Below are 17,816 nucleotides of genomic sequence, written 5' to 3' on the forward strand. Positions count from 1 at the left end.
TATGAAGGATCTACTCCACGACTTCGGGACCTGGCTGCTGGCGTTCGTCATCAGCCTGGTCCCCGCCGGCCTCGGGTCGGTCGTCAGCCTACTTGTCGAAACCGGCCTCACTTGGGGCCAGCGGATCGCGCAAGTCTGGGTCGGCATCGTCGTCAGCTATTTCGTCACGAACGCCGCCAACGCGATGTTCGGCATGCACCCGTTCGTGTCGCAGGCGATCGGCTTTCTCGTCGCCATGGTCGCCTTCAAGGGCGCCCCCGGTTTCATTGCCGGCTGCAGCGCCGTCCTCGCCGAACTGCCCGGCAAGCTTAGCGAGCGGCTGCTCGCGCTCATCCCGCGAAAGGACCCCAAGTAATGCCCGGTTACGGACCGCCCCCTACTCCCGCGAAGAAGCTCCCCCCCAAGACGCTGATCGGCGTGATCGGCGCGGCCGCAGCGCTGATCGTTACCCCGTTTGTCTCCGGATGGGAGTCGGGCGGCACGCCGCGCCTCGTTGCATACCAGGACATCGTCAAGGTGTGGACGATCTGCGGCGGCGAGACGCTGGGCGTGAAGCCCGGCATGGTCGAGACGGTTGCAGGATGTGAGCTGCGCGAGGAAGCGGCCCTTATTCGCCATGCCGAACCGGTCTTGGCCTGCACGCCAATCCTGCGCTCGCATCCCAACCAGCTCTCGGCCGCAATCAGCCTCGCCTATAACATCGGCACCGGCGGGTATTGTGGATCCACCGTCGCGCGGCGCTTCAACGCCAGCAACTGGCGTGGTGCCTGCGATGCTTTCCTGATGTGGAACAAGGCGGGTGGCCAGGTCGTGCGCGGCCTCGACCGCCGTCGGCGCGCCGAGCGCGACCTCTGCCTGAAGGAGCTGCCCCGATGATCCGCACCCTGTTCGCCAAGGTGAAGGCCGAGGCCTTCTTCCTCGTCCTGCTCGCAGTCGCCGCGGTCGGTGCCTGGCTGTACGTCCAGTACCGCCAGGTCAGCGCCGACCGCAACGACCTGCGGCACCGCGCCGAACTAATCTGCGCCGGATCCGGCGCGGACTTCGCCGCAATGGGTAACACCGCACGCGGTGTCCGGTGCGCACAAACGGTCGCCGGCCTGGTGAAATTCAAAAGCGACAGCGACCAGCTCACCGCCGCCACGCTCGCGCAGGCGATGGCCGATCACGACGCTCGACAGAACAACGACACCCGCGCCGCGCGCGCTGCTGCCGAGGCAGCAAGCTCGGCCGCACAACGAATGGAGATGGCAGATGCACAAGCTGAACGGACGAATCTTGTCGATAGCGATTGGTTTCGCGCTGTTAACGGCGTTGCCGGCCTGCGCCCGGCACGCTGACGCCCCGCCAGCGGTCATCCCAGCGCCGATCGTGGTGAAGGTGAAGGACACGCCCCCGGCAGAGCTTCTTACGTGCGCTACGCGCCCCGAGGGCCTGCCGGAGGATTCGTCGCTGATCGCACAGATCCCTACCAAGATCCGTGCCGGCATTATCCGCCTCGCCCGTGCCTTCGCCGGCAACGCCGATCGCGCCGACCGCTTGGTCAACTGGAACGTGCCGGGCAGCTGCCCGGCCGCGAAGACGGCACCGTGAAAAAGCTCGATACCCTGCGCGCACATCTACTCGCATCTGTTCCCGAAATTGGGAACAGCCCCGAGAAGATGGAGATTTTCGTCGACAAGGGCGATGTGGCGGTGCGCGCAGGCTCGCTCTCGTTCGAGTATTCTTACACCGCTTCGGTGTGGGTGCAAGACTACTCGGGCAGTGTGGACAACCTCTTGGTGCCGATCCTCGCATGGATAGCCGCGAACCAGCCCGATCTGTTCGAGAAGGGTCAGCGCAAGCCGTTCACGTTTGAATCGGAGCTGCTCGACGCAGAGACGTGCGACATCACGATCTCGATTGACCTGACCGAGCTGGTCCGCGTCGAGCAACAGCCGAACGGCCTCAAGGTCACGCATCTACCCGAACCGGTTATGAACGACGCCTTTGCCGGCGTCCCGACCGGCACCAACCTATGGGCCGGCCTGATCGAGGACGGCACCGGCATGGTCGAGATCGTCACACGATGAACGACTTCGCGCCGATCGAGCAGCTCGTCCGCGATCTGCTGGTGCGTACCGCCGCGCCCGAACGCGCACGGTTGATGCGCTTGATCGGGCGCGAGATCCGCAAGAGCCAGTCGGACCGTATCGCTGCCCAGCGCGATCCCGAGGGCGCGGCGTTCGCCCCGCGCCGTCCCAAGCCCGATCGCGGCCGGAAGAAAGGCAAGCTTCGCCAGCAGAAGATGTTCCGCAAATTGCGCATGGCGAAGAGCCTGAAGGCGGGCGGCAACGGCGACGAAGTTTGGGTCGGCTTTGGCGGTCGTGCATCGCGGATCGCCAGCATTCACCAGGCCGGCCTGTCGGACGCCCCGGCACCTGGTCAACCAAAGGTGCGCTATGCCCGACGCGTGCTGCTCGGCCTGACGGAAGCCGAACAGCAGCGGATCCTCGATCTCATTCTCGCCCAGGTCGCGCCAAGCTAGGCCGATTTGAGTTCCGCGCCGGCAAATGGCTTTAGGTCATCTCTCTTGTAGAAAGCGTTTCTACAAGAGCGCGCCATAGCCATGCCCTCGCTGCGCCGACGACATGGCCGGCGTCATGACTGCCACCACCGCCATCGTCGACCTGTCGAAGCTCGATCCGCCGACGATCGTCGAGCAGCTCGATTATGAGACGATCCTAGCCCGCAAGGTTGCGCGGATGGTGGCGCTGTTCCCCGACTTCGACGCGACCGTCGACAGTGATCCGGCAATGAAAGTCCTGCAGGTCGCCGCCTACGACGAACTGTTGCTTCGCCAGGACTTCAACGAACGCCTGGTCGGCCGCCTGGTCGCCTATGCGACCGGCGTAACCCTCGACCATATCGGAGCGGCAATCGGCGTCGCCCGTCTCGCTGTCACCCCCGCCAACGCCGCCACCGGTGCGGCGATCGTCTACGAAGACGACGATAGTTTTCGTGCGCGCATCGTCCTTGGCCCGGAAGGCTTCGCCGCAGCAGGTCCCGAGCTTGCCTATGTGAAGCGGGCGAAGGACGCCGGCACCGACGTCTTGGACGCAAGCGCGATCTCGCCCGCGCCGGGTGAAGTGTTGGTCACGGTCCTGTCGCGTTCGGGCGATGGCACAGCGCCGGAAGCGCTCGTCCAAGCGGTAAGCGACATCGTTACCGACCCTGCCGTTCGCCCCGTTGGCGACCTGGTCACGGTCGCAGCTGCAACACAGCGCCGTTTCGTCATCGACGCGCGGATCTGGACGTTCGCTGGCCCGGATCCCGCGCTGCTGATCGCAACGGCACGCGTACGGCTCGACAAGTATCTGACCGATTCACGCCGGCTCGGCCGCAACGTAACGCTTTCCGGCATGAACGCCGCCATGACGGTCTCCGGCGTGCAGCGCGTGCAGATCTTCTCCCCCACGGCCGACATCGTTTGCGATCGAACCGAAGCGGCGCTCTGCACTTCCTCGACGGTCATTCATGGCGGCTATGACGACTAGCCTGCTCCCACCCAATGCGACGGGCCTTGAGCGCGCGTTAGAGGCCGGCGTCCGCGCCGGCAGCGTTACGACGCCCGTCGATCAAATCGACGTCGCAGAGACGTGCCCGGCAGAGCTGTTGCCCTGGCTGGCGTGGGGCCTCTCCGTTGATAGCTGGGACGGGAACTGGTCTGATGCGGACAAGCGCGAGGTTGTCGGCAATTCGCTGGCGTTCCACCGGCTTAAAGGCACGCGCCTCTCGGTTGAGACGGTGTTGGCGCGCTTCGATAAGCTCGCCAAATTAGTCGAGTGGCACGAGGCAGAACCGCGGCGCGCGCCTCATACCTTCGAGATTGTTCTTCCCCTCGTGCTGGACAACGGCAACGCGCCTGGCGGTAATCGCTCTACGGCCGCGTTTGCCGAGGCGATCATTCGCGAGGTCTCGCGCGTAAAGCCGCTCCGCGAACACTTCACACTCGTCCACGCACTGACTTTGGACGGCATTATTGGCGTCCAGGGCGTCGCACGCGGCTTCATCGAAGTGCGGCAAGACATGGACCTGATCTCTGACACCTCGCCCGAATGGGATTTCTATCTGCAGACCGAGGACGGCGAGCCGCTGCTCGACGCCACGGACGGCAGCTATCTGGACACCAGCCTATGACCGCGCTCCGTCTCGTCCTTACGAAAGCGGGGATCACGCGCTTTGCTGCCGCCCAGCTTGGCGATCCGATCGACCTGACTGTCGCCGCGATCGGGCTGACCGCTGCAGACTTCATCGCGGTGCCGACGCTGACCGCGCTACCCGGCCAGTTTCGCCTCGTCACCGCCGTCTCGGGCGTCGTGGCCGGCGACAACACCGTGCATATCGTCATGCAGGACGCGGAAGAGGTTACCTACACGGTACGAGGATTCGGCCTGATCCTCGCAGATGGCACGCTGCTCGCCGCCTACGGGCAGTCGACGCCGATCGTCGAGAAGCCGTTGGCCGGCACATTCTTTATGCCGCTCGATCTCGCCTTCCCGACCACGGCGATCAACAGCCTGACGTTCGGCAGCACGAACTTCCTCAACCAGGCCGCGACCACGACCAAGAAGGGCGTTGTCGAGCTGGCAACCAAGACCGAGGGTCTCGCTGGCGAGGATCCACTGCGCGTCGCGCCCGTCGCGGTTGTGCGCGCTATGCTCGAACAGCATGTGCCAACCGGCTCGATCCTACAGTGGTTCGGCGCGGCCGACACCGTCCCCAAAGGTTGGGCGATCTGCGATGGCAGCGTCGTTGATCGCGGCGATGGTAAAGGCCAGATCACGACGCCCGACATGCGCGGTCGCGTTGCCGTTGGTGCGACGATCGACGCGCCGGCCGGCACGAAGTTCGGCGCGACGTCGAAGGATCTGAAGACCGGCAGCGCTGGCGCTCACACGCCGATCGCGACCGTGGCTGTCGAGAACGCTTCGACCTCCAGCACCATCACAACCACGACGCGCAACGTCGATGCTGGCGGATCCGCGAACAACGTCGTGACCAGCGTCACGCTGACCGACCCGATGCACACGCACGTCGCGCGGGCGACCGTCGATGCGGTGCCGGCGCACGATCACACAGTCACGGTCGACGTCACCCAGCCGTCGCTGTCCCTTCACTACATCATGAAGATTTGATCCATGGCGAAGATATCTCAACTCCCGGCGCTCAACGATCCGAACGGCACCGAACTCGTACCTGTCGTCAAGGACGGCAAGACCCTGCGCGCGAGCGTTGCGGGCTTGGTGGCGGGCGCGGTCGCCGGCACCGTCGACAACCTGAAGGTTGATGCCGTTGCCTATATCGGTCGGCCTGGTGACGCGGTTCTGGTCGATGGCACGCCGACAGGTATCGGTGCCGTCTATTGGCACGACGCAATCGATGACGCCGGCAGCGTGATCGCAGTCGATGTTTTCGATCGCGCGGCCGGCACGATCAACCTCGCGTCATATCGCGGTCCGCTCGGCGCGCTGGCTCGCACGGCGCTCAGCTCGTTCAAGACGACCGGAACGCGGACGTCGCGCCGCATCATGCTCGCAGAGCCGATCCCCGTCCGCGCAGGCGATATCCTGGCAGTACAGCCGACCGCCGGGGCGCTTGTCGTCGCCGAGGTACAGTCGGGCGATGTTGGCTACACCTACAGCGCGCCGTACCTCCCCGAAACTATCGCGCTCGATGCGCCCACCACGAACGGTCAGGTGCAGGTTCGTTTCGTCATCGCCTACCGCAAGCAGGTCGTCACGGCTGATACGTTCCTTGCCTCGACGGCGGTCAAGATCGTCGGTCCGCGCGCGGTTGCAACGTCGAGCGACGTGAACCCGCGCGGCTACGTCGAGTGGAAGACGCTGGGGCAGCCAACAGCGCACACCGTCCGGTGGGGCAACTATACCGTCAATCTCGACGGCAAGACGCAGCGCATGGAGTTTCCCAACTTCTCGCTCGCGCAGCCGTACGCGTTTATCGGCAACAGCCTGACGGATAGCACCGACGTTCTTGATCGCTGGTCGCAACTTCTAGCCGCTCAATACCTCCAACTGATGATTAGCGCGGCGCGCTACTCTTCCGATTGGCGGATGGTTTACCGCGTCGGCGCGAAGGCAATCGTGCTGACGCTTGCCGGCACACTTCCTGCAGCCGGCACGGTCGCCGTTTCGAAGATCAATGGCGCGGCGATCGATGGCAATAACCCGGCCGCGTTCCTGACAACCGGCGATCCCGGCGTCGTTACCGGCATGGCGATGAGCGGATACCTCACGCGCAATGGCGTCACCCGTCGCGCCACCGTATCCGCACCGAATGGCGCAAGCTTCGCCTATGTCGTGACGCAAGCGCCCGGCCAGACGGCGATCACGTTCGACGGTCCGGTTACGTTCGTCCCTGATTTTGCCTTGCAGGTACCCGGCAGAATTTGCGTCATCTGGCTCGGCAACAACTACTTCTACAGCCAGGTGCCGAACGGGTACGGCGATTACACGAACCCGCAGATGTGGGTCGACCTGAAGCTGATCGTCGCATTCCTGCAAGCGCGAGGTTGCCGCGTCCTACTGATCCCGATCATCCCTTCGGCCAACACCGCGGAGGGGGACAACTGGCTCGCACGCGGGGCGGGCACGCCATACACCGCGATGGAATCCGCCAATGCACGCACTGACGCGATGTTCCCCGGTCTCATGGCCCGACACGCCGACGGTCGGACCCTTCTGAAATTCCTTCAGGACCGCAACGACGGATCGCCGGAAGCCCTCGACGACGTCGCCAAGGGCTTCACGCCGCGGAACCTGCGCCGGAGATCCGACGGCTCTTATGATTTGCTCCACATGTACGGCGATGGGGCGGGCGATCGCGCTGTTAAGGACTTCGTCGACAGCGCGCTTCGATCTCAGGCTTTACCCAACGCGGTCACGCAAACGACGGATTTCGTCATCACAGCGATCGGTGCCGGCGAACAACAGCCAGATGTAGCAGTCACGCGCGTCGGTCGGGATGGGCTGGCGGACCTGGCGGATCGTGTCGGTGTTGTCGCTGCGGAGGCAGCGACCGATCCTTCCTACAAACGGTACATGGTCGCCATGGTCCTGACCGGTTTCGGCCTGAAAGGTATGACGACCGGCGAAGTCAATCTTAACGGCGGTGTGGTGCAAGCCAGCTTTGCGGATGGTTCGCGGCTTACCGGCAACCCCGATGCGGATTGCAAACGTCGGCTGACTGCAACGATGCTATCGGGTTTTTTGCCTGCTGGTTACGGCTCACCCACCGTCGACGCGACCATGCGTATCTATCAGGCACTGCGACCGGACGGTTCCGCTGCGGTTGGAAACGGCGACATCACTGGCAAGCTGGGCATGACGGCGTTGGTGTTCTCGGCGTTCACGCCGCAGACCGGCCGCGTGAATCAGTCCGGTGGAGTTCTACCCGGCGGTGTCGATCGTGATGCCGGTTGGATCTCGGTCGGTCGCCAAGCGCCAGCATCGGGCATAGCCATCCTTACCGGCGCAACGCCGAACCGCCTCTTGCAGGCGTTTCTCGACGACGGACGCACAATCACGATCAGCAAGCCGGGTGACGATCCCGACGTCTTCCTGCAGTCTGGCGACAGCATCAAGTATCGCCGCACGACCCCTGCCATCACCGGGGGCGGCGCAACGATGGTGTCGGAACTGATTGCTCCCGAGGTCGTGCCTTCGGGGACGACGGCGATGCAACTCGTACTGATGTTCGGCCAGTCGAACGGCGCGGGCTATTCTGACGGATCGCCTGCGATCGTGACGAAGTCATCCGTATCCCCTCGAGCGCTGATGTTCTCGGGAGGTCCACGACTGGGGCTTCGCAATCTAGCGGACAAGCTAGAACTGTTGCCGCTCGCCAGTCTGGGGCCGCTTCGCGAGAAGCTGGACACCTATGCGGGGGAAACCCCGCTGAGCGGTCTTGCGTCGACCTACCTTCAGGCATTGCCGGCGAACGTCAGTATCATCGGCAACACGGTCGCGATCGGGGGCGCACGGATCGAGGAGCTGCGTAAGGGAACGCAGCCTTATGCAAACGCTCTTCGGCTGGTGCAGCGATCCAAGGTCGTAGCTGACCGACTTGGCTTACCGTTCAAAGTTCTGCGGATCGTATGGATCCAGGGCGAGGCGAACATCGGCCCCCTCGGGGCGACAGGGTATAAGACCGAGCTCAATCAGCTTCAGACGGATTTCGACACCGACATTCGCGCTATGCTCGGGCAGGCGGAAACCGTTCAATTCGTCTGCGCGCAGATCAGCAGTTGGTTCAACAACACGGCCAACGCGCGCTCGTCTACCCCGCTCGCGTGTCTGGAACTGGCCCTGCAGTATCCGACGCGTTTCGCGTGCAGCGGCCCCATGTACCGGTTCCAGTTCACCCCGGCGAGCACGCTGCATCTCATGCCGGCGGGGACGAACAACCACGGGGCGATGATCGGCCATGTCTTAGGCCGCCTCGATGCCGGCGTTCTACAGCCGTACCTGGCCGCAAAATCGGCAACGTTGTCGGGCAATACGGTCACGCTGGATTACAGCTTGGCGGACGGAGCACTCGTCCTCGACACCTCCGTGGTCACCAACCCCGGCAACTATGGTTTCGAGTTCGGTCAGACAGGCGGCAACGCCGTTACGGTCACCAATGTTGCGATCACCGGGACGAACGTCGTTCTCACCCTATCAGCTGAGCCGACGGGCACGGCTCGTTGGATCGGCGTTGCGCTGACCGGCGCCGTCGGCGCGCTCCCAGGTCCGACCACCGGGGCACGAGCCTGCCTGCGCGACACCTCAACTCAACAGGGGCCGGATGGCTCGTACCTCCACAATTACGCCGGCCACCAGCAACTCTTCTTCTAGGAGCTACCATGCCTGTTTCTCTCGTAACCATCGATCCGTCCATCACCGCCGCAGACGCGTCTCAGCCGCGAGTCCCGGTCGATCTATTCAACCAGGCCCTGTGTGCGTTCGACGGCGACGGCATCGTCAACAACGTGCTTTGGGCAGGCGGGATTTCGGGTACCAGCCCGATCGAAGGTGTGTCGGGGCAACTCTGCAAAGCCCCGTTCACCACGCCAACCAATCTTCCGCTGATTTCGGCGAACGATGCGAACATGCCGGCGGTGCTCCCCCCGAACCTGCCATTGGCCTCGCCTACCTTCAACATGCCGGTGAGCAGCGGGCGCGGCGTACGAATGCCGCTCGCCAATTTCACGTCGAGCTGGTCGATGGCATTCATCACGTACTGGGACGGCGTAACTAACATCGGCGGGATCTGGGCTGCTGCGGCATCCGATGCCAACGTGCAAAAGGCGGTCGTATGGGGCGCACCAGGCGGGCTTAGGATGGGACAGACCTACACGCCGCACCTGTTCGAAGACACCCGGCCGTGGAAGGTGGGACCAAACTTGGTCCTGATCTGCTTCGACCCCGTAAAGCGTCAGTTTGCATCGTACGTTAACAGCCAGAGAGGCCTCGAAAGCCTTGTCGATGTGGGTGCCAATCCCGCGCCAGCAGTAGCTGCAGGCGACCGCTGGTATATGGGGATGGCGCCGTCAGGGTCTCCGGCCTCTCCCGGCTTTCGTGGTCCGAGCTGGGCGACGTTCGCTGACAGTCTGCACCACAACCCGAAGCTTGCATCACGTCGTCGCGCGCTAATTCAGGCTGCAGCGGATACCTATGGGATCACGCTGGGCTAAAGAGCTAACGCCTGGAAACTAACCCAAGGGCTCTATCCGACCTCGCACAAACCGCGGCGGCATGGATAGAGCCCTACTTGGAACTGGTCCTCACAATTCGACCCAGCGACGGCGCTCCTGGGGTGGCTTTAGAAAAGCCAGGGAGAACCGATACCGTAAGCCTCCGGCTCTTCTGCTCAGGGTCCAATTCAGTAGCTACTGAATCTATCGTACGAGCAAGTAACAGAAAGTTCGCAGCCAGTTCCGAAACCTGCTGGCCCGTCCACGCGTAAGACGAACCAAACTTAGGTTCGCGTAGGTCCGGAATTAGCTTTTTCAAAGCATGCTCGGGCGGGGTCAAATACCAGCCCTCATTTACGCCATGCTCTCCCTCTTTAACAACGATAACCGCCACCGCATGAGCGATGTCATTCCTGCGATCAGCAGCCACCTTGTAGTTCGTCAGTAGCTCATAGACATCCTTCGCGAGCTCTGGCGTGTTTTTGTCGCCGAAATACTCGCTTGCCACGCTCTTCAACAGATCGCGCTTCCTCTCCGAATTGAAAATTAAACCGAACGCCGGCGTAGTACCCCAGCCATCGGCTTCGGCGACGGCGTGAAACAACCAAGTTAGCGCGATTTCGACGTATTCCCAGCTACTTAGGGCTTTCCCAACGGCGGCATAAATCGCGTCAGGATTGTCGTCGCCAACGGTGGCCCTAGCTGGTCGGATCCATGTCAGATTATGGTCTCGAAGTACTTCTGGCAGCATAGCATCCCCCTTTGACCCAATAAAGGCAGACCATCACAAGACGAGTCAAGTATGACGCGCGCGGTAAACCTAGGTGACGATGCTGCCACGGCTCCACCGTGGGAGCGATCGACCCGCCCGCTCTTGTAGAAATCGTTTCTACAAGAGCGGGGCCTCGCCTCTCGAAACGTCCCGCGCATGGTCGCCGCTATGGCCGAACATGCCGATACCCAGCGCCTCATTGGCGATCTTGCGCGCGAAGGCGTGGTCGTATCCGTCGACCACGCTGCCGGCACCGCGCGCGTGCAATTCGCAGACGAACTGACGACCGGCGACATTCCGTGGCTGGAGAGCCGCGCCGGATCCACGCGCACCCACTCGCCGCCCGCGATTGGCGAACAGGTCATGGTCCTTGCACCGGAAGCCGACACCGCGCGCGGCGTGATCATCGGCAGCCTGTCGAGCGACGCGCATCCGCGCCCGGCAAACGACGAATCAACGCTGACCGAATACAAAGACGGCGCACGCATCGGTTACGATCCCAAGTCCCACGCGCTGACCGCCATCCTGCCAGCCGGCGCGACGTTGCGGATCGATGCCGATGGCGGCCTCGTGTTCAAAGGCGACATGACGGTCGACGGCGACATCAAGTCGAACGGCACGATCACGGCAGACACCGACGTCGTCGGCGCGGGTAAGAGCCTCAAGGATCACGTACACCTTGGCGTCCAGCCAGGCGGCGGACTGTCGGGGAAGCCGCAGTGATCGGCATGGATCGCCATACCGGCAAGCGCGTGGCTGGCGGGGATCACCTCGGGCAGTCGATCGACGACATCCTTGAAACGCCGGTCGGCACACGATGCGGCCGGCGCGACTATGGCTCGGAGGTCCCCAAGCTGATCGACCAGCCGAACAACGAACTCGGCCGCGTCCGGATCATTGCCGCCGCGGCGCACGCGCTACTTCGTCAGGAGGGCCGCGCGCGGCTTTCCCGCGTCGTGCTTTCGCCCGGAAAACTCCCGCAGTCGGCCGTCCTCACGATCACCGGCCGTCGCACCGACGTGCCCGGCGCTCCCGTCTTTACCCACTCGTCCACCGTCCGCGCCCTGTCGGCGCTCGCCTGAAAGGTCCGCACATGAGCTTCCTCCACGGGATCAACGTCAACGAGGTGAAGACCTCGCGCCGCTCGATCGTCACCGTCGCCACCGCCGTCATCGGCTTGATCGCCACCGCGCCGGCCGCGGTGGCCGGCGCGTTCCCGCTCGACACCGCGGTCGCGGTCACGAACATCGACGACGCGATCGAGAAGGCCGGCGCGGACGGCACGCTGCGTGCCGCGCTGAAGGCCATCGCCGGCCAGGTCGACGCGCCGATCGTCGTCGTGCGCGTTGCGCCTGGCGCTACGCCGGCCGCAACCACGACCGCGGTCGTCGGCGCCGACGTCGCTGGCGTGAAGACCGGGATGCAGGCGCTGCTCACCGCGTCTGCCCAGTTGAACCTGCATCCCCGGATCATCGGCGCACCTGGTCTCGAAAGCGAGGTGGTCACGAAGGCGATGGTCACCGTCGCCAAGCGGCTCCGCGCCCGCGTCTACGCGTACGCGATCGGCAACGATCGCGGCGAGGCCATCGCCCACCGCGCCCTGTTCCCCGACGCGCGCGAGCTGACGTTGCTCTGGCCGAGCGTAACCGCTCCCTATGGCGTGGCCGGTGCAAGCATCGGCGTGCCGGTCGCGGCCGTCGCCATGGGCGCACGCGCCGCGATCGACCAGGACCAGGGCTGGCACAAGACGCTGTCGAACGTCGCACTGCCGGAGGTCGACGGCCTGGCCGCAGATGTGACCTTCGATATTCAGGACGCCGATTGCGACGCGAACGTGCTGAACGCGTCCCAGCTTGTCACCGTCGTGCGTATCGCAGGCGGCCTCCGCTTTTGGGGCAACCGCACGTGCGCCGCACCCGCCAGCGACTTTGTGTTCGAGAGCGCCTGCCGCACCGCGCAGATCCTTGCCGACACGGTCGCGCTCGGCCTGGTGTGGGCGATGGACAAGCCGCTGCTACCCAGCCTGGCGAAGGACATCGTCGAGCAGATCAACGAGAAGTTCCGGCAGGAAAAGCGCGCCGGCCGCATCCTCGGTGCCGTCGCGGTGTTCGACGGGGCCAAGAACCCGGTCGATCAGCTAAAGGCTGGCAAGCTGCTCATTGGCTACCGCTACACCTTCGTACCGCCGCTGGAGGCGCTCGGGATCGAGCAGGAGATCTCCGACGAGTTCTTTGCCGACTTCACCAGCCTGGTCGCCGGCAACTAAAACCACCTCACGCACGAAAGGTCGACGCGATGGCGTTCCCCAGCAAGCTCAAGCAGACGATGATGTTCAACGACGGCGAAGCCTTCATCGGCGAAACCGTCTCGATCACGCCCCCCAAACTCGCGCGCAAGTTCGAGGAATACCGTGCCGGTGGCATGGGCCGCGCGGTCAAGGTCGACATGGGCGGCGAGCCGCTCGAAATGGAAGCCGTCTACGGCGGTCCGATGCGCCAGATCCTGCGCCAGCACGGAATGCTCAATCTCGCGGGCGTGCAGCAGCGCTTCGTCGGTTCGTTCCAGGACGACGATAGCGGTGCCGTCGACGTCGTGGAGATCGTTACGCGCGGCCGGCACGAAGAGATCGACATGGGCGAATGGAAGCCCGGCGAGGATACCGAGTTCAAGGTCAAGAGCCAGCTCAGCTACTTCAAGCTGACGTGGAACGGCGTCGTCGAGGTCGAGATCGATGTTCTCGGCATGATCGAGATCGTCGGTGGCGTCGACCTGATGGCCGAGCATCGCGCCGCAATGGGCTTCTGATCGCGTGACCGCGATCCGCCGGCCGCGGCGTCGCCCCGGCGCGCTGACCAAGCCAACTCAAAAGACCTGACAGGGAACGTACGATGGACAACCAGAACGACAACTCGACCCCCGCCCCGACCGGAGCGCCAGGTGATATCACTCTCGAATACGATGTCGTAGTCGCTGACAAGATCGTGCTGGCGGCAGGCACGGTGGTTCATGTTCGAAAGCCGATGGCTGGCGCGTTGCGCGGGGCGAACCTCGGGGGCCTCGTCCGCATGGATTACAACCAGATCGCGCTCATAACCCCGCGCGTGACCCAGCCGATCCTGCACCCGCACTTGATCGATGCGATGGATCCCGCAGACGTCATGCAAATTGCGGGAGTACTGGTCGATTTTTTGCTGCCGACTGCGACGAAGGAAGCGCTTTCCCAGAGCATGTAGAGGAGCCGATGGCCGATATCGCCTTCGTCTTCCATTGGCCACCTGACGCGATGGACGCGCTGGCGGTTCCCGACTTGATGCAATGGCGCAATCGCGCCGCTCGCCGCCACAACCCCGAAGGAAAATAGCGTGGACCGTAACCTGCGCATTCGGATGCTCTTGGAGGCCGGTGACCGCGTCACCGGCCCATTGCGCGCCATTGCTGGTGGATCGACAAAGGCCGCGCAGGCGCTTCGGCTGACCCGCGCCGGACTGAAAGCGATCGAGCGCGCGCAGGGCGACATCGCCGGGTTCCGCGCGCTGAAAGCGGGTCTGCGTTCGACCGAGCAGCAGATGCAGTCCGCCCGCCAAAAGGCTGCGGCGCTAGGCCGTCAAATGGCCGAAACCGCAGAGCCCACGCGTGCGATGACCCGCGAGTTCGCAAAGTCGAAAGCCGAGGCAGCAAAGCTCGAACGTCAGCACCAGGCTGAGACGCGCGAGTTGGGTACGCTTCGTGAGCGTCTCCGCGAGGCCGGCGTCGCTACGACGGACCTGGCACGGCATGAACGCACCCTCCGGAACAGCGCTCGGGAAACCAATGAAGAGATTGCAGAACAGGAACGACGCGTAAGTCGCTTGGCCGATCGTGAGCGTCGCATGGCTACCGGTCGGGCGCGGTTTGCTCGGATGCAGGGCGTCGCCACTGGCCTCGCGGCCGGCGGTGCCGCAGCGATCGGCACCGGCATGGCGATGGCGACTCCGCTGCTCGGCAGCATTAAGGCCGCGCAGGAATACCAGTCGGTGATGACCGACATTGGTCAGAAAGCCGGATTGTCGCGGGCGGCGACCGATAAGATGGGCAAGAGCCTGCTCGTCGCCGCGCGCGCTGCAAACCAGATGCCGGCGGATATGCAGCGTGGTGTTGATACGCTTGCTGGCCTCGGCGCTAGCGTACCCGACGCGATGCAGATGATGCCGTCGATCGGCAAGGCATCCACCGCGTACAAAGCTGAAGTCGGCGACATGGCCGCTGCGACCTTTGCTGCCAAAGACAACCTGAAGGTCGCCGTAGGCCAGACAGGTAAGGTCATCGATATTATGGCGCAGTCGGGCAAACGTGGTGCGTTCGAATTGAAGGATATGGCGGCGCAGTTTCCGGCGCTAACCGCCGCGTATCAGTCGCTTGGGCAGTCAGGAACCGGTGCCGTGGCTGACCTTGCCGCCGGCGCACAGATCGCTCGAAAAGGTGCCGGCAACTCCGAAATGGCCGGTAACAATCTCCTTAACCTGCTAAACAAGATCAATGCGAAAGATACCAACGACAACTTTAAAAAGTTCGGCGTTGATCTTCCCAAGGCACTTGAGAAGGCTGCGAAGGACGGCAAGGGGCCGATACAGGCGATCACTGAACTCACCAACAGCACGCTAAAAGGCGATACGAAAAAGCTGTCGTACCTATTCGGCGACGCGCAGGTTCAGGCAGCGTTACGCCCGTTGATGGCGAATATGGAAGAGTACAAAATCATTCGAAAAGAGTCGTTAGCCGCCAGCGGCACGACCGATCGTGATTTTGCGGAGCGAATGAAAGACTCTGCGGCACAATCCCAAGCGCTTAAGGTGAACGCAGCTACGTTGGCAGTTACACTCGGCACGATGTTGCTCCCGACGATAAATGCCGTCGTCAACCGCGCGAATGGCTTTGCTACCTGGATCGGTGATATCGCCAACAGATATCCGAACGCGACTAAGGCGGTGGCTGTAGGTGCCGCAGCATTTGCCGGCCTGTTCCTTATCCTGGGCGGCGGTGCGATCGTCATCGCTGGCCTGGTCGCGCCGTTCTCCGCGCTAGCGTTCGCCGCGGGCGCGCTTGGCATCGGTATGCTGCCAGTGATCGGTATCGCACTTGGTGTGGTCGCCGGCATCGTCGCAATCGGCGCCGCAGCCTACCTGATCTACGCTAACTGGGGCGCGATCAGCGGGTGGTTCGCTGGCGTGTGGAATGGCATCAAGGCAGGGTTTGCGGGTGGCATTGCCGGTGTCGCCGGCATGCTGCTCAACTTCAGTCCGGTAGGCTTGGTCTACAGCGGCGTCGCGGCCTTGCTCAGCCTGTTCGGGGTTCAACTGCCGGCACGTCTTACTGAAGCCGGTCGTCACATGATGCAGGGCTTGGTCAACGGGCTACTGAGCGGACTGCGCTGGGTCGTGTCTGCCGTAACGAGCGTTGCCAGCACGGCTTCCGGTGCCTTCCGTCGTGCCCTTGGCATCAAGTCACCTAGCCGCGTCTTTATGGGCTTCGGCGGCCACATCGTCGACGGTCTGACGAACGGCATCGCCGCGCAGGAAGGCGAACCCGTCAGGCGAATGGATCGCCTATCTAGTCGCCTTACCGCTGCCATGGTCACCGGCAGCGCAATCCCGGCGATGGCGATGGCAGGTCCTGCGAGCACGGCGTCCTCGCCTGCTGGCAACGCCGGGGCGTCCTCGTCTAGCTACGTGATCCATATCAACCAACAGCCAGGACAAGACGGCCAGGCGCTCGCTCGCGCCGTTGCAGACGAGCTCGACCGGCGAGATCGAGAAACGGCTGCGCGTGGCCGTTCATCGTTTGCTGACACCCCTGATTATGAGACCGTCTGATGCTGCTCGCACTTGGCCTGTTCGCTTTCTCGATCGACACGCTGGCGTTCGATGAGATCGCCCGTCGTGCCGACTGGCGGCACGCCACGTCGACGAGGATCGGAGCACGTGACGCCACGCAGTTCACCGGCCCCGGCGTCGAGACGATCGCGCTGCCCGGATCCGTTTATCTGGAGATCGCGGACGGACGGGTTTCGATCGACGAGCTGCGCCGCATGGCGGACACCGGCGACGCCTGGTCGCTGGTCGACGGGCGTGGCTATGTCTACGGCTCCTACGTCATCACCGGCATCGACGATCGCGGCAAAGTCTTCTTTCCCGATGGCACGCCGCGACAGATCGATTTCGCGATCGACCTCCTTCGCGTCGATAGCGACGTAGCATGATCTCCAATATCGCAGCCGTTCGCGTCGTCGTCGACGGCAAGGACATTACACCGGTACTGGAAGGCAGGGTGCCGCAGCCTAACGGCCGCCCCCCGCGCCGTCGCCTCGTCTCACTAGGGATCAGCGAGAAACGCGGAGAGGAAGCCGACCAGCTCGATCTCGTCATCGATGACACCGACGGCACCGTCGCGCTCCCGCCGACGGGCGCGAAGATACACGTCTGGCTCGGCTGGAAGCAGGGCAGCGACGTCACGTCCGGCCTGGTCGACAAGGGATGGTTCATCGTCGACGAGGTCGCGCATGGCGGTCCGCCCGACCTGATCACGATCCGCGCGCGCTCGGCCGACTTCACCAGCGACCTGAAGACCAGGCGGGAGAAGAGCTGGCACGGCACGACATTGGGCGCGATCGTGACAGAAGTCGCCCAGCGCCATCATCTTACGCCCCGCTGCGCCGCCAGCCTCGCGGGGATTGCCATCACGTCGAAGGCACAGAACCGCGAAAGCGACGTGGCGTTCCTGCGCCGGCTCGGCCGCGAACGTGGGGCAGTCGCCAAGATCGCCCGCGGCGTGCTGATCTTCTCGCCAATATCTGCAGGCGTCACCGTGAGCGGCAAGCCAATCGCGACAGTTAGGATCGCTAGGCGCGACGGCGATGCCCACCAATACAGCCGACAGAAGCGCGACGACGTTCCCGGCGTGAAGGCGACATGGCATGATCGCAGATCTGGTAAACGCCTGCACATTGTCGCAGGCAAGACGGAGGGGGCGAAGTCGTTAGCTCGCGTCTACGCCAACGAGACCGACGCTAAAGCCGCTGCGAATGCGGCAAGTGGTCGCGCCGGCCGCGAGCCGGTCTCCCTGTCGCTTACGCTCGCACTAGGCCGTCCGGACATTCATCCTGAGACGAAGGCAAGCGTCACCGGCTTTAAGGCCGCGATCGAATCAGTCGAGTGGCTTGTCGCGGAAGTCGTGCACTCGCTTGGTGATCGCGGTTTCACCACCGCGCTCAAAATGGAAGCAAGCTGAACATTGAGGCGGCTGAGCCGACGCCAGGTAGTGAATTTACCTTGGGTA

Annotated in this window: 21 protein-coding genes; 20 read left to right on the forward strand and 1 reads right to left on the reverse strand. The window is 63.6% G+C overall.

The window, feature by feature from the left end; translation table 11 throughout:
• The first annotated feature begins 1 nt into the window (after position 1).
• The 11 genes from ASE82_RS12495 (at position 2) to ASE82_RS19735 (ending at position 9,733) form a co-directional block, all read left to right on the forward strand.
• Positions 2–355: a hypothetical protein gene (locus ASE82_RS12495; protein ID WP_056063737.1), complete on the forward strand. Its 354-nt coding sequence runs from the start codon at positions 2–4 to the stop codon at positions 353–355.
• Entirely contained in the window at positions 355–876 is a 522-nt protein-coding gene (locus ASE82_RS12500; RefSeq protein ID WP_056063741.1) for a lysozyme, read from the forward strand. The genes ASE82_RS12495 and ASE82_RS12500 overlap by 1 nt, the downstream gene beginning before the upstream one ends.
• Positions 873–1,337 carry a hypothetical protein gene (locus ASE82_RS12505; protein WP_056063744.1) on the forward strand — a complete coding sequence of 155 codons (465 nt, stop codon included), beginning with the start codon at positions 873–875 and terminating at the stop codon, positions 1,335–1,337. Before ASE82_RS12500 ends, ASE82_RS12505 begins: the two co-directional genes overlap by 4 nt.
• A gap of 31 nt (positions 1,338–1,368) precedes the next feature.
• Entirely contained in the window at positions 1,369–1,590 is a 222-nt protein-coding gene (locus ASE82_RS12510) for a hypothetical protein (RefSeq protein ID WP_235524693.1), read from the forward strand.
• Complete coding sequence (locus ASE82_RS12515) at positions 1,587–2,069, forward strand: phage tail protein (RefSeq protein ID WP_056063750.1); 483 nt, start codon at positions 1,587–1,589, stop codon at positions 2,067–2,069. Before ASE82_RS12510 ends, ASE82_RS12515 begins: the two co-directional genes overlap by 4 nt.
• Complete coding sequence (locus ASE82_RS12520) at positions 2,066–2,524, forward strand: phage virion morphogenesis protein (RefSeq protein ID WP_056063753.1); 459 nt, start codon at positions 2,066–2,068, stop codon at positions 2,522–2,524. Before ASE82_RS12515 ends, ASE82_RS12520 begins: the two co-directional genes overlap by 4 nt.
• A gap of 115 nt (positions 2,525–2,639) precedes the next feature.
• A complete protein-coding gene (locus tag ASE82_RS12525; RefSeq protein ID WP_056064688.1) occupies positions 2,640–3,533 on the forward strand; it encodes a baseplate assembly protein in 894 nt (297 codons plus the stop codon).
• Positions 3,523–4,176, forward strand: coding sequence for a phage tail protein I (locus ASE82_RS12530; RefSeq protein ID WP_056064690.1), 654 nt, complete (start codon positions 3,523–3,525; stop codon positions 4,174–4,176). Before ASE82_RS12525 ends, ASE82_RS12530 begins: the two co-directional genes overlap by 11 nt.
• Complete coding sequence (locus ASE82_RS12535; protein ID WP_056063755.1) at positions 4,173–5,174, forward strand: phage tail protein; 1,002 nt, start codon at positions 4,173–4,175, stop codon at positions 5,172–5,174. Before ASE82_RS12530 ends, ASE82_RS12535 begins: the two co-directional genes overlap by 4 nt.
• Positions 5,175–5,177: 3 nt before the next feature.
• Positions 5,178–8,894 carry a sialate O-acetylesterase gene (locus ASE82_RS12540; protein ID WP_056063758.1) on the forward strand — a complete coding sequence of 1,239 codons (3,717 nt, stop codon included), beginning with the start codon at positions 5,178–5,180 and terminating at the stop codon, positions 8,892–8,894.
• A gap of 8 nt (positions 8,895–8,902) precedes the next feature.
• Entirely contained in the window at positions 8,903–9,733 is an 831-nt protein-coding gene (locus ASE82_RS19735) for a hypothetical protein (protein WP_056063761.1), read from the forward strand.
• Between the two features lie 73 nt (positions 9,734–9,806).
• On the opposite strand, the gene ASE82_RS12550 is transcribed toward ASE82_RS19735, so the two are convergent.
• Complete coding sequence (locus ASE82_RS12550; protein WP_156348885.1) at positions 9,807–10,484, reverse strand: hypothetical protein; 678 nt, start codon at positions 10,482–10,484, stop codon at positions 9,807–9,809.
• Between the two features lie 189 nt (positions 10,485–10,673).
• On the opposite strand from ASE82_RS12550, the gene ASE82_RS12555 reads away from it, so the two are divergent.
• The 9 genes from ASE82_RS12555 to ASE82_RS12595 all read left to right on the forward strand — a co-directional run bounded on the left by ASE82_RS12555 (position 10,674) and on the right by ASE82_RS12595 (position 17,768).
• The gene (locus ASE82_RS12555) at positions 10,674–11,228 is read left to right on the forward strand and encodes a phage baseplate assembly protein V (protein ID WP_056064693.1); all 555 of its coding nucleotides are present in this window, start codon (positions 10,674–10,676) and stop codon (positions 11,226–11,228) included.
• Between the two features lie 5 nt (positions 11,229–11,233).
• Entirely contained in the window at positions 11,234–11,587 is a 354-nt protein-coding gene (locus ASE82_RS12560; RefSeq protein WP_335337810.1) for a GPW/gp25 family protein, read from the forward strand.
• 11 nt (positions 11,588–11,598) lie between these two features.
• Positions 11,599–12,771: a phage tail sheath subtilisin-like domain-containing protein gene (locus ASE82_RS12565; protein WP_056063770.1), complete on the forward strand. Its 1,173-nt coding sequence runs from the start codon at positions 11,599–11,601 to the stop codon at positions 12,769–12,771.
• A 29-nt stretch (positions 12,772–12,800) separates the two neighbouring features.
• A complete protein-coding gene (locus ASE82_RS12570) occupies positions 12,801–13,310 on the forward strand; it encodes a phage major tail tube protein (protein ID WP_056063773.1) in 510 nt (169 codons plus the stop codon).
• An 83-nt stretch (positions 13,311–13,393) separates the two neighbouring features.
• Complete coding sequence (locus tag ASE82_RS12575) at positions 13,394–13,738, forward strand: phage tail assembly protein (protein ID WP_056063776.1); 345 nt, start codon at positions 13,394–13,396, stop codon at positions 13,736–13,738.
• A gap of 8 nt (positions 13,739–13,746) precedes the next feature.
• A complete protein-coding gene (locus ASE82_RS12580) occupies positions 13,747–13,866 on the forward strand; it encodes a GpE family phage tail protein (RefSeq protein ID WP_056063779.1) in 120 nt (39 codons plus the stop codon).
• Between the two features lies 1 nt (position 13,867).
• Positions 13,868–16,354 (forward strand): phage tail tape measure protein, encoded by a 2,487-nt coding sequence (locus ASE82_RS12585; protein ID WP_235524694.1) that lies wholly within the window; start codon positions 13,868–13,870, stop codon positions 16,352–16,354.
• A complete protein-coding gene (locus ASE82_RS12590) occupies positions 16,354–16,740 on the forward strand; it encodes a phage tail protein (protein ID WP_056063782.1) in 387 nt (128 codons plus the stop codon). The genes ASE82_RS12585 and ASE82_RS12590 overlap by 1 nt, the downstream gene beginning before the upstream one ends.
• Positions 16,737–17,768, forward strand: a complete 1,032-nt coding sequence (locus ASE82_RS12595; protein ID WP_056063785.1) for a contractile injection system protein, VgrG/Pvc8 family — start codon at positions 16,737–16,739, stop codon at positions 17,766–17,768. The genes ASE82_RS12590 and ASE82_RS12595 overlap by 4 nt, the downstream gene beginning before the upstream one ends.
• The last annotated feature ends 48 nt before the right edge of the window (positions 17,769–17,816 follow it).

The organism is Sphingomonas sp. Leaf230, from assembly GCF_001421745.1.
In the GTDB taxonomy this organism is placed as follows: domain Bacteria; phylum Pseudomonadota; class Alphaproteobacteria; order Sphingomonadales; family Sphingomonadaceae; genus Sphingomonas.